General features: G+C 65.3%; 10 protein-coding genes. 5 read left to right on the top strand and 5 right to left on the bottom strand.

The window, feature by feature from the left end:
* Window positions 1-58: 58 nt before the first annotated feature.
* The 5 genes from sucD (at window position 59) to FPJ27_RS32705 (ending at window position 5,236) form a co-directional block, all read left to right on the top strand.
* On the top strand, window positions 59-940 hold the full coding sequence (sucD, locus tag FPJ27_RS32725; RefSeq protein ID WP_072442724.1) for a succinate--CoA ligase subunit alpha: 882 nt from the start codon (window positions 59-61) through the stop codon (window positions 938-940).
* A gap of 155 nt (window positions 941-1,095) precedes the next feature.
* The gene (locus FPJ27_RS32720) at window positions 1,096-1,800 is read left to right on the top strand and encodes a TerC family protein (RefSeq protein WP_204424388.1); all 705 of its coding nucleotides are present in this window, start codon (window positions 1,096-1,098) and stop codon (window positions 1,798-1,800) included.
* A gap of 97 nt (window positions 1,801-1,897) precedes the next feature.
* Entirely contained in the window at window positions 1,898-2,494 is a 597-nt protein-coding gene (locus FPJ27_RS32715) for a pilin (protein ID WP_072442728.1), read from the top strand.
* Between the two features lie 156 nt (window positions 2,495-2,650).
* Window positions 2,651-4,429: a Wzy polymerase domain-containing protein gene (locus FPJ27_RS32710; protein ID WP_204424386.1), complete on the top strand. Its 1,779-nt coding sequence runs from the start codon at window positions 2,651-2,653 to the stop codon at window positions 4,427-4,429.
* A gap of 456 nt (window positions 4,430-4,885) precedes the next feature.
* Complete coding sequence (locus FPJ27_RS32705; protein WP_034178929.1) at window positions 4,886-5,236, top strand: TonB family protein; 351 nt, start codon at window positions 4,886-4,888, stop codon at window positions 5,234-5,236.
* A 120-nt stretch (window positions 5,237-5,356) separates the two neighbouring features.
* Here the strand turns inward: FPJ27_RS32705 and FPJ27_RS32700 are convergent, their stop codons facing one another.
* From FPJ27_RS32700 to moaC, 5 genes are all read right to left on the bottom strand, one after another.
* Entirely contained in the window at window positions 5,357-6,586 is a 1,230-nt protein-coding gene (locus FPJ27_RS32700) for a hypothetical protein (RefSeq protein WP_204424384.1), read from the bottom strand.
* 73 nt (window positions 6,587-6,659) lie between these two features.
* Window positions 6,660-7,829 carry a glycosyl hydrolase gene (locus tag FPJ27_RS32695; protein WP_204426387.1) on the bottom strand — a complete coding sequence of 390 codons (1,170 nt, stop codon included), beginning with the start codon at window positions 7,827-7,829 and terminating at the stop codon, window positions 6,660-6,662.
* 79 nt (window positions 7,830-7,908) lie between these two features.
* On the bottom strand, window positions 7,909-8,808 hold the full coding sequence (locus tag FPJ27_RS32690; protein WP_072442735.1) for a hypothetical protein: 900 nt from the start codon (window positions 8,806-8,808) through the stop codon (window positions 7,909-7,911).
* A complete protein-coding gene (locus FPJ27_RS32685; RefSeq protein ID WP_204424382.1) occupies window positions 8,801-11,488 on the bottom strand; it encodes a type VI secretion system tip protein VgrG in 2,688 nt (895 codons plus the stop codon). Before FPJ27_RS32685 ends, FPJ27_RS32690 begins: the two co-directional genes overlap by 8 nt.
* A gap of 116 nt (window positions 11,489-11,604) precedes the next feature.
* On the bottom strand, window positions 11,605-12,093 hold the full coding sequence (gene moaC, locus FPJ27_RS32680) for a cyclic pyranopterin monophosphate synthase MoaC (protein ID WP_034178925.1): 489 nt from the start codon (window positions 12,091-12,093) through the stop codon (window positions 11,605-11,607).
* Window positions 12,094-12,266 lie beyond the last annotated feature (173 nt).

Here is a 12,266-nt window from a genome sequence, read left to right as displayed (position 1 = left end):
TGAACACGCATGGCGGCGCGGTTCATACGCGACGCCAATCGAACAGAGGTCAAAATACATGTCGATTCTGATCAACAAGGACACGAAGGTCATCACGCAGGGCATCACCGGCAAAACCGGTCAGTTCCATACGCGCGCCTGCCGTGAATATGCAAACGGCCGCGAAGCATTCGTCGCGGGCGTGAACCCGAAGAAGGCCGGCGAAGATTTCGAAGGCATTCCGATCTACGCAAGCGTCAAGGAAGCGAAGGAAGAAACCGGCGCGACCGTGTCGGTCATCTACGTTCCGCCGGCAGGCGCAGCCGCTGCGATCTGGGAAGCGGTCGAAGCCGACCTCGATCTCGCGATCTGCATCACGGAAGGCATTCCCGTGCGCGACATGATCGAAGTGAAGGACCGCATGCGTCGCGAAGGCCGCAAGACGCTTCTGCTCGGGCCGAACTGCCCGGGCACGATCACGCCGGACGAACTAAAGATCGGCATCATGCCGGGTCACATCCACCGCAAGGGCCGCATCGGCGTCGTGTCGCGTTCGGGCACGCTGACGTACGAAGCGGTTGCGCAGTTGACGGCACTCGGCCTCGGCCAGTCGTCGGCAGTCGGTATCGGCGGCGACCCGATCAACGGTCTGAAGCACATCGACGTGATGAAGATGTTCAACGACGATCCGGATACGGACGCAGTCGTGATGATCGGCGAAATCGGCGGTCCGGACGAAGCCAACGCCGCCGAGTGGATCAAGGACAACATGAAGAAGCCGGTCGTCGGCTTCATCGCGGGTGTCACGGCGCCTCCGGGCAAGCGCATGGGCCACGCCGGCGCGCTGATCTCGGGCGGTGCGGATACGGCCGAAGCGAAGCTGGAAATCATGGAAGCGTGCGGCATCACCGTCACGCGCAACCCGTCGGAAATGGGCCGTCTGCTGAAGAAGGCGCTGTAATATTTCCCCTGGGTTCGTCCTGCAGAAAACGCCGGCTTTGCCGGCGTTTTTTGTTATGCTCGCGCAATGAATTCGTAAGCACCGGGCATGCATCGCGCATGTGCCGGCGATGAACCGGGTCGCCCGCCGGGTGGCCATATCCTGCATATCCCCCCATGCTCGAATTCCTGACGTCGCTGCACTGGGGCGCCGTTCTCCAGATCGTCATCATCGACATCCTGCTCGGCGGCGACAACGCGGTCGTGATCGCGCTCGCGTGCCGCAACCTGCCGGCGAACCAGCGGCTGCGCGGCGTCGTCTGGGGCACCGCGGGGGCGATCCTGCTGCGCGTCGCGCTGATCACGTTCGCGGTCGCGCTGCTCGACGTACCGTTCCTGAAGATCGGCGGCGGGCTGCTGCTGCTGTGGATCGGCGTCAAGCTGATGGCGCCGGCCGCCGACGCGCACGATCACATCAAGCCGGCCGACCGGCTGTGGGACGCCGTGAAGACGATCGTGATCGCCGATGCGGTGATGAGCCTCGACAACGTGATCGCGATCGCCGGCGCGGCCGAGCAGGCCGACCCGTCGCACCGGATCGCGCTCGTGATCTTCGGGCTCGTCGTCAGCGTGCCGATCATCGTGTGGGGCAGCACGCTGGTCCTGAAAATGCTCGACCGCTTCCCCATCGTCGTGACGCTTGGCGCCGCGCTGCTCGGCTGGATCGCGGGCGGGCTGATCGTGAACGACCCGGTCGGCGATCGCTGGCCGGTGCTCGACACGCCACCAGCGATCTACGGTGCGAGCATGGCCGGCGCACTGTTCGTCGTGGCGGCCGGTTACGCGCTCAGGCGCCGCCGCGGCGCACCGGAAGCGCACTGACGTTGGCCGTCCGGCCGACTGCCGGAATCGCGGCCCGCTGGCTACGATCGAGACGCCTGCCTTTACCGGCAGGCGTTTTTCGTTTCCGGAGCCTGCCATGTTCGAAGCCTTTTCCGTTTCACTGTTCCGTCGCGTTGCCGCCGATCTGCGGCGCGCGAACCGGCCGTCGCCGCGCTGGCGGCCGGCCGGCTTCACGCTGATCGAGCTGATGATCGTGCTGGCGATCGTCGGCGTCGTCGCGGCCTATGCGATTCCTGCGTACCAGGATTACCTCGCGCGTTCGCGCGTCGGCGAGGGGCTCGCGCTCGCGTCGTCCGCGCGGCTCGCGGTCGCCGACAACGCGGCGAGCGGCGCGAGCCTCGACGGCGGCTACAGCCCGCCGGCCGCGACCCGCAACGTCGAATCGGTTGCCATCGACGGCGAGACCGGCCAGATCACGGTCGCGTTTACGACCCGCGTCGCCGCGGCCGGCACGAATACGCTGGTACTCATACCGTCCGCGCCCGACAAGGCCGATGCGCCCACCGCGCGCGTGGCGCTCAAAAAGGGCGCGATGCAAGCCGGTGCGATTGCATGGGAATGCTTCGCCGCCGGCAAGGATGCGTCGTCGCTGCCGGCGCCGGGGGCCGGGCCGCTGCCGGGCACCGCCGCGACGCTGCCTGCGAAATATGCGCCCGCGGAGTGTCGCGCGTAGCGCCCGCGGAGGAGGAGGGCGGCGGCGCGCGCGGCACGCCGGCCGTCGCTTCGGCCGGCCGGCCCGATCGCGCCGAGTCGGGTGGCCGAGCGACGGCCCCGCACAGAGGGGGGAAAGTTTTGTATAGTGCGCCGGTTGCTGACATCCGGTTCGCTCATGCCTTCTACTTTTTCCCGTTCGTTGTCGCTCGTTGCGCTGGCTGTCGCCCTGATCGTGCCGTACGCGATCACGAATCACACGTATCCGATCCCGACCTTCTATTCCGAATTTTCCGCGCTGGTGCTGTATCTGCTGGTGGGGCTGTCGGTCGTCCTGCTCGTGCGGACGAGCCGAGCGGCCGAGCCGTTTGCCGCGCCGGCCGCGTTCGTCGTGCCGCTCGGGTTCGCCGCGGTGCTGATCGCGCAGGTCGCGCTGATGTCGCTCAAGGTGCCGTCGATGAACTGGCTGGCGCTCGGCTATCTCGCCGCCGCGCTGGTCGCGATGCAGGCCGGCTACGCGCTCGCGCGCGACGGGTTGGCCGAAGTCGTCTCGCGGATGATGGCCGGTGCGCTCCTCGTCGGCGGCGTGTTCGCGGTCGGAACGCAGATCGTGCAGTTGTTTCACCTCGAGTCGACCGTATCGCCGTTCGTCGTGATGTACAACATCGCGGTCGATCGCCGCCCGTACGGCAACATGGCGCAGGCGAACCATCTGGCCACCTACATCGCGTTCGCGCTCGCGGGCGCGCTGTATCTCGTGCAGACGCGCCGGCTCGCGGTATGGGCGTGGTTCGTGCTGTCGATCGTGCTGTCGGTCGGTCTCGCGCTGACGGTGTCGCGCGGGCCGTGGCTGCAGGTCGCGGTGATGGTCGTCGCGGGCTTCTGGATGGCGTGGCTCGAATCGCGCCGTGCGCCGGGCAATACGCGTGCGTGGCTGATGCCGGTCGTGCTCGCGGTTGCGTTCATCGCGGTGAACGTCGCGGTGCGCTGGGCCAACGTGCACTATCACCTGAATCTCGCGGAGTCGGCGGCCGACCGGATGCGCGATGCGGGGCAGATCGCGCCGCGCCTCGCCCTGTGGAAGTACGGGCTCGCGATGTTCCGCGAGCATCCGCTGCTCGGCGTCGGCTGGGGTGAATTCCCGTCGCACCAGTTTGCGCTCGTGCGCACGCTCGGCGGCGTCGAGATCGCGAACAACTCGCACGACATCTTCATCGACCTGCTCGCGAAGTCGGGGCTCGCCGGCCTTGGCGTGCTCGCCGTCACGCTCGTGATGTGGTTCGTGCGTGCGCTGCGCGCGCCGCAGTCGAGCACGCGCGTGTTCGGTTTCGCGCTGATCGGCATCCTGCTGATGCATGCGCTCGTCGAGTATCCGCAGCAGTACATGTTCTTCCTGCTGCCGGCGATGTTCGTGATCGGGTTGCTCGACGTGAAGCCGCTGCGCATCCTGCCGGGCCGCGCGGCGTTCGGTCTGTTCGCGGTGCTGTCGTTCGGCGGCGTGCTGGCGGCGGTGCCCGTGCTGCGCGACTACCAGCGCGCGGAAGTGCTGTATTACGGCAGCGACCCGGCCGCGCAGTATCGCGACGCGCCGTCGCTGCTGTTCGGCGCGTGGGGCGATTACGGCGCGGCGACGCTGCTGACGATTTCGCCGGAAGACCTGCCGGCCAAGCTCGCCGCCCATGAGCGCGCGATCGCGCTGCTGCCCGGCGAGACGGTGCTGCGCCGCTATGCGGCGCTGCAGGCGCTGGCAGGCCGCGAGGCCGACGCGCTCGATACCGTCGCGCGCCTGCATGTGTTTGCGAAGGAACTGAAGGACTGGCCGCAACAACTGGCGTTGCTGTACAAGTTGTGCGACCAGCAACCGGCGCTGAAGGTGTTCAAGGCGGCCGTTGTCGCGAAGTACGGGGAAGTGCCGGCCGATGCGGCAGACGACTCGGACGACGACGACTCGGATTAAAACGCGCAGCGGCCGCCGGAACGGGGCATTCCGGCGTTTGCCGCGTCGCGGCGCCCGGCAGGGGCCGCCGCCGGACAGATCGGCCTTGCGTGAACCGCGTGAATTCGGCCGGGTATCGATTACCTCGCGAATGGCGCGGATTCCGGCCGAAGGCGCGTCGATTCGCGTCAACCATTGTCAAATCGGCGCCGCTGGCCGCGTGGCGCGTGCACAATGCGCGCAAGCGCTCGCGAGCCGGCCCGCATGTGGCACGGGGCCCGGCGTGAGCGCGGGCCACCCCGGCTATCCAGGAACCCCGCCAGGGCAGGATCGCGGCCGAGCATCGATCGGCCGTGCGGCCGTAACGGGGCGCCGGTCCGATGGCCGCGGCGCAGTGCGACGCACGTGATGCGGGAGCGAGGTCTTCCGGTGCGCGGCGCGTTCGTCCAGAACAGTGATGAAGAACGATATTCGACCATGGCCATTCGCTCGACCTACCTGATCCTGCCCGCCGTCGCGATGCTGTTTTCCGGCTGCGCGATGCTGTCGTCGTCGCAGGAAAGCAAGCTGACCTGCCACATTCCGCGCGCCGTCTATCCGGACACCGCGAAGCCGCTCACGCGCCCGGCGACCGTGCTCGTGCGCGCGCTGATGACGACGTCCGGCGAAGCGCAGAACGTCACCGTGACGACGAGCAGCCGCAATGCGGCCGCCGATCGTGCGGCCGTCGACGCGATGACGCACGCGACCTGCGCGCAGACGGGCGCGACCGCGAATCCGTTCCTGCTGACCCAGCCGTTCGTGTTCGAGCCGCGACGCGGCGAGTGATGTCGGACGGCGTGCCCTGCGCGCCGTTTTCCGTCCGGTTTTGCCGCTGGCCGGCCGCACCGTTTCGCGCGGCCGTCGAAAGTCGATACGCGCGGCCGTTGCGCCGAGCGCGCCCGATGTTCAGTGCTGCGGCATCAGGTTCGCGCCGCGGCAGGCCGGTTCGGCCGAATTGCGCAGCCCGAGCATCGTGAATCCGTTGCGCTCCTGGCGAATCAGCGCATAGCGCCGCGCGGCCGTTTCCCCGCTCTTGCCCGTCAGATCCAGTTCGACCTGAAAGCGCTCCTTGCTGTCCGAGCAGCCGCGCACGGGGCCGTACGCGAAGCCGGTATCGGGCGCCTTGCTTTCCGCGTTGAACGCCTGCCGGGCTTTCAGCGCGGCCGCTGCGGCGGCGGGCTCGCTCCATTCGCGCGCAAGCGCATCGTCCACCTTCAGCCATTCGTCGACGAAATCGCGGCCGTTGAGCGCCGCGGGCTGCACGCGTTGCACGGTGTCGCCGTCGACGCGGTAGCGGAAGATGCCCGGTCGAGTCATGACTTCGCTGTCGAGCGAGCCGACCGTCGTGCGCAGCTCGAAGCCGTCGGGGCGCACCTTGAACCGGATCGCGTCGTCGTCGATCACGTAGCCGTGTTCGGTATGGAACAGCGTGCGTTGCGCGGTCGAGCCGTTTGCCGGTGCGACCACGTCCGCGCCGAACCGGCTCCAGCGCGACGAGCACCACGGCGTGCCGTGGACGACCGCGACCTGCCCGCCGGGCAGCACCGAGAACCGGAAGCCGCCGCCGTAGGCGCCGCCGATGTCCTTGTAATCGTCGGCCTGCCAGCGCAGCACGCGCCGCCAGCCGCCGTTTTCCCATGCGTATGCGGTGAGCAGGTTGTCGTCGCCGCATGCGATGTCGAAGCCGGCGCGCACGAACAGAAGCGGGCGGGGCGCGCCGCCGCGTTCGACGTCGACGTCCGGATTGCGGCCGAACGCCGATTCGCCGTTTTTCGGTGCTGCCGACTGGGCCGACTGGGCCGACTGGGCCGACTGGGCTGACTGGGCGGGCACGCCGAGCGCGGCCGCGAGCGTGCGTTTCAGTGCAGCCGGGTCGACGTGTTCGTCGCTGCACGCGATCCGTGCGTCGATCGCGCCGACGAGCGCCTGCTTGTATGCGCGAAGCGCGTCGCGCAGCGGTGGTGAAACATCGACGTTGCCGCCACCGTCGCCTTGCGGATTGCGAACCTGCTGCACGCGGTGCTGCGCGTCGATTGCCGCGCGTGCGGCGGTGTCGGCGGCGGGGCAGGTGCCGGCGAACGTGACGGACGGGATGGTACATAGCACGAGCGTCGCGAACGTCAGCCCTTTGTTCATGAAGATGGCCCTATTCGTAGTGGAGTACTTTGCGACGCCCTGCCTGTCAGGAGGTTGGGGGCCGAGTTGACGGTCAGAACGTTCGCTTCTTCAGCGTGTATGCAAATAGGGAGTAGAGCGTATTGGTCTGCGGATCGAAATATCCACCTTGATCGGGATTGTTGACCGCCTGCTTCCAGGTTTTGCCTGCATCGGTGCTGCTGAATGTCAGATTGATCGGTGCACCGCCGCCGTTCTCCGTATTCGGGTCGGTCGCATGGACGAGCAGGACACCGTCACGGCCGACATTCAGATCTTCAAGCCGGAGCTTTCCGTCGAACGTGTGCAGTTGCTGTACGGACTCAGGATGTCCATTCGCCCAAGTTGAAATTGCTCCGGTGCGGCGGTTGTTGCCATGCGTGCTCTCGGCATCCTGGGGGCTATCCAGAAGGGATACCGTATACAGCGAGTAACGCTCGGCAGACACCGGTGTGGCGTCTATGGCGAGGACAACTTGATTCGGCAGCGTGGTGTCATGCACAAAGGTCCGCTGTTCCCAGTCGAGCCGATCGACGATGCTCACTGCCGGCGATTGAGCGGTTCGACCGACGTAATAGACGACGCGCAAGACGCCGTCCGGCCCAAGGTTGACTGCACTGAAGTCCTTGCGCGGTTTGCCTACATCGTGTGCAGGGACGGGTACTTCGATTGCTTGCCACGTATTTCCGCCATCCGAGGTGCGCCATACGTGCGGTCCGCCGCCGACGGCGTAGCCGCGCTGCGGATCGAGAAACAGCAAGCGGCCGATGTCCTGGTTCTCGGGCCACTTAACTTGCGACCACGTTTGGCCACCGTCAACCGACTTCCATAATTTGGTGACTTGTGGCGCGAAACCGTCTGGGCCGTTCGGAGCCTTGTAGTCGATCCACAACGTACTGATGAACTGGGTACTCCAATCCTTCGAGTACCACCATGTCGAATCCTGACCGGGTTGCTGAAAATGTCTGCGCATGCCACCGTCTATGGTTCCCCGATAGAAGTTGACTGTCATCCGGTTTAGCAATTCGCTTGTATCGTTCATCCACGCTTCCGTCGGCTCGGCCCGCTGCGGATCCTTCAATTCGGATGCAGGTTTGAACGTGACTTCGGGGTGGGCGAGCTTCACGCTCATTACCTCATTTCCGTTGATGCGGAAGTTGCCGCCGCCATACGGGGCGTCATCCCGCATGAAGCTTGTCGAAATAGTCTCCCAGCCCGTCGTCATATTTACGTATCCATATGTTGCAATGGCCAGGGCAACGAGGCCTCCGGCGACCCATTTCCAGCGCTTGTGCTTTGCCATGTCATTTAGTCAGCAGTCTTCCCAGCGCGCGGCCGGCTTGCTCGTCCGGATCGGCTCCGTTTTCCATCACATACGCGGCCCAATCGCGTATTTTCTGTTTGGCAACGGGGACTCCTGCGTCCACCGCCTGGTCGCGCGTCCGTCCGTCTCCCCATTCTTGAAGGTTCGGCCGCATACCGATTTTCACGAGATCCCGAACGGGAAGGTTGGCTAATCCACCATTCAAATAAGCCAGCGGGTGTGTCTTGAAGGCGAACGTTTTGAACGTTTCGCCGTTGTTTTCCACTTCCAGTTCGAACTGTGGCACCGTCATTTGGCAGTCGCCGTATTCCTGCTTCAAACCCACCAGCGAGATTTTCCCGCGTTTCATGTTCTGCTGGAGTCCCAACTCGATGTACTTTTGCAGCCACCACCTGGCATTCCGAAGCCAGGCTTGCCCTCTTTCGGTGAGGTGCGGGTAGAGGTTTGCGCCATAATCCGAGCAATAGTAATAGCCGTAGCTGACATAGTAATCGGGAGGTTTATGTCCGCATCCGATATGACGCATCATGAAATTGCCATGGCGTGACCAGTCGGAATCGGTGCTTTCCGGTTTGATCAGATTCTCCCGGCGATGCAGCAGTTCATGCACGACTTTCTTGTCTTTCCAAGGATCCCATGACGTGGCGAATTTCTTGACGGTCGCCCATGCGCTCGACATGCTGACCTTCTCGACCGTCTCCCAATACTCGCCGTGAAGTGGTTGGTAGTAGAACGTGCACGTGCCGATTACAGAATCGGCGGCCGGCGTGACATGCTTGTCGCAGATATTGATCTCCACCTTCGGCCGATCCTTGTACCCCGTCGGCGTCAGCATCCCCGAGCCGGTGCCGAGCACCTTTTCCTGTTGTCCGTCAGCCATTCGATTTCCCTAGAAACTTGACGACGACGTCATGCGGTACATGGCTCTGTGTAAGCCCCGTCTCTCCCGCCGCGTTGGTGACGCCTTCCGAGAGCAGCTTGCCGTTCGAGAACATCTGGTACCGCGTGTTTGCGACCGGGATGTCGGTGCCGGCCCAGTGCGCGATGAACGCCTGATCGTAGTTGCCGGTCGAGTTCGGCAGCGTCGGCATGGTTTGCGACAGGTGCGTGGGGCCGCTGAACGCATGCTGCGCACCCTTGATGTCGATCTTGCCGGGCGCGTGCACTTCGATGTTGCCGTCCGCGATGCGGATGTAGGCGCCGCCGGACGTCAGCAGGATTTCCTTCGCCGCGGCGCCTTCGATCGACTCGGTGACCGCCATCAGCTTCAGCGCCTTCTGTGCGGTCAGCTCGATGTTGTCCGCGTGCGCCTGGACTTCGACCTTGCCCTTGCCCGCGAACAGTTTCATCCCCGCGTTCTGCGCGAACAGGCTGATCCGGTCGAGGACGCTCGCGATCAGCGACTTTCCGGCGGCGACGTGCGTGCTTTGCCCGCTGACGAGGTTGATGTGACGGTCCGCGGCAAGCTGCGTGGACTGCTGCGTGGACATCCCGATGCCGGCCGGGCTGCCGAACAGCATCACCGGCTCCTTGAACGCATTGGCGCTGCCGGTTCCGCCGCCGGCGGTTCGGCCGCCCGATGCACTGCCGCTCACGCTGTTTTGCGTCGCGTCGGTGAACTGCTTCAGCGCCGCGTGGCCGGGGTCGAGCGACTCGCCTTGATGTTGTGCGCTGACATCCGACATCGCCTCCATCAGGCCTTCCGCGCGAACGAGTTGCTGTTGCGTCTCCTCGACGTCGAGCGGTTGGCTTGCCGGCCGTTTCGGATGCGTCGTGACGTACAGGCCGCGGTTCGCGCGCACGGCGCCGTATGCGTCGGACCGCAGGTCGAAGCCGCTGCCGAGATAGCTGCCGCGGTTGTTGCCCGTGTGGTCGATCAGGTAGCCGAGATGCAGGTGTGCGTTGGTCTGGCTGCTGTACAGATGCACGCGGTTCTGCGAGGTCGCGTCGTCGAGCACCAGCTGGTTGTAGCCGGCGCCTGCGTATTCCTTGGACCGGTATCCGGACAGGATCCCGTTGGTGTGCCACTGCGGGCTCGTCGCGCCGTTGTACAGCTTGCCGACGATGATCGGGCGATCGCAGTCGCCGCCGAGGAAATCGACCAGCACCTCCTCGCCGCTGCGGTGCGGGTGGACGGCGCCGTAGCCGTTGCCCGAATCCGACGTCGCGGCACGCAGCCAGCACGATGCTTTCTCGTCGCCGTCGTTGAGGCGGTCCCAATGGAAGCGGACCTTGACCCGGTTGAGTTCGTCGGTATGGACTTCCTCGCCTTGCGGTGCGACGACGATCGCCGATTGCAGGTGCATCGGCGGTTTCGCGTGTTCGAGCGGGCTGCGGAACGGCACGGTCGTGCGCTGCGCTTCGATGCTGATCCGGAAAAAGCCCTCGCTGCCGTCAGGATGGCGAACGCGCGACGAGTCGGCGCCACCGGCCTGCACGATGCTGCCGATCTCGGCCTGCAGGCTGTGCGGGAAGGCGGCCTGCTCGCCGCCGACGGGCAGGTTGTTGACGATGATCCATGCGGTCTCGATCACGGCGAATTCGCGCTGGCCGGCATCGTCCTTGTCGTGTTCGGGGTGATCCGCGAACTCGAACGTGCGTCCCGCGTCCATGCGTCGCACGCCGCCGACGCCGTGAAAGCGCTTCGCATGAGACTCCTGCTCCTCCATCCAGATCTTCGACAGATGGTCGCCGCGAGACTGCTCGGGATACGTGTAGGCGCCCGTGTATTCGTAGACTTCGAGCTGCTGCGGCAGGTCGCCCTGGTTCGCGATCGTCGGCGTATGGGTCGCTTTCGGATTCGACGCGGTGGGCGGCTGCTTGTAGTCGAACGTGCGCGTGGTGCGCTCGACGCTTCGCAGCGTACGCGTACCGGAGAACTGGACGAGCGTGTCGGCTTCGTCGCCCGTGCCTGCGTGATGAAAGCGCACGGTTCGCGGCGACAGCGCGGGCAACGCGTCGATGCGGTCGACGATGACGAGCCGATGCGACTTGCCGTCCTCGTTCTGTTCCCAGAAGCCGTACAGGCCTTCCGATTCCATCAGGCGATGCACGAAATTCCAGTCGTCTTCGTATTGCATGCAGAACGAGCGGGACGGCAGCGGCTGGTAGAGCTTGAAAGTGAAGCGCCCCTTGGCCTGCGGGTGCTGGTTCAGCACGTCGGCGATGATGTCGTCCGCGGACCGGTCCTGCCAGATGCGCTGATCGCGACGGAACTTCAGGAAGTGCAGGAACGACGCGAACACGATCTGATAGTGCGTGACGCCGCTGTCCGATCCGAGCCGGCGGGCGGCATGCACGTAGCCGTGGTGAGGCGCGTACGACCGGTCACTCTGCTGGATCCACAGCGTCACCGGCTGCGCGATCAGTTTCTTGAGTTCGAGGTTGTCGGATACCGAGACGGTATCGACGGTGAACTCGAAATGGCGCCCGAGCCGCGATCGTCCCTTGACGCGATGCGGCAGCAGGACGTCGGGGCCGAGCGGCGTATCCAGTTTGACAAGCCGCTCGTGCTGAACCGGTCCGGCCAGCAATGCGCTTCTTAACGCTTGCGAATTCATCACCAGTGCTCGCTTTTTTTTGTGCGGGTTCGCACGCTCTCTCGTGCGGAATCCGGTAATTGTATGAGAAAACCGGTTTTATCTCGAATTTGCAGGCGGGCGGCGGCGCCCTGGCTTCAACCCGCCGCGTCTTCGGCCTTCCAGTCCCCCGACTTCCCGCCGCGCTTCTCCCGCACGCTCACGTCGGTGATCACCATCCCGCGATCGACGGCCTTGCACATGTCGTAGACGGTCAGCAACCCGACCTGCACGGCGGTCAGCGCTTCCATCTCGACGCCGGTCCGGCCGAACGTCTCGACCTGCACGCCGCAGTGGACGCCCGGCAGCGCATCGTCGAGTTCGAAGTCGACGGCCACGCGCGTCAGCGCGAGCGGGTGGCACAGCGGAATGAGGTCGGCCGTGCGCTTCGCGCCCTGGATGGCCGCGATGCGCGCGACGCCGAGCACGTCGCCTTTCTTCGCCTTGCCGTCGCGGATCAGCGCGAACGTGGCCGGCAGCATCCGGATCGTGCCGCGCGCGATCGCGATGCGTCGGGTTTCCTGCTTGCCGCCGACGTCGACCATGTGCGCATGGCCGGCGGCATCGAAATGGGTGAGTCCTGACATGTCTTGCTCCGTCTCAACGGGCGCTTATCATAGCAGCGGCGTTCGCGTCGCCGGGGGCGCAGATGACGCATGCGCGGCACGAGACAGTCGCGCATGCGCCGGTACAATGACCCGAATATTCAGACCAAACGCCGCGATGCGCGCCCGGCGCGCGGGACGGCGTCGTTTTCATC

Source organism: Burkholderia sp. MS455, from assembly GCF_016899445.1.
Classification (GTDB): domain Bacteria; phylum Pseudomonadota; class Gammaproteobacteria; order Burkholderiales; family Burkholderiaceae; genus Burkholderia; species Burkholderia pyrrocinia_C.
The sequence above is the reverse complement of the archived record's forward strand: the minus strand, read 5'-3'. Positions and strand labels throughout refer to the sequence as shown.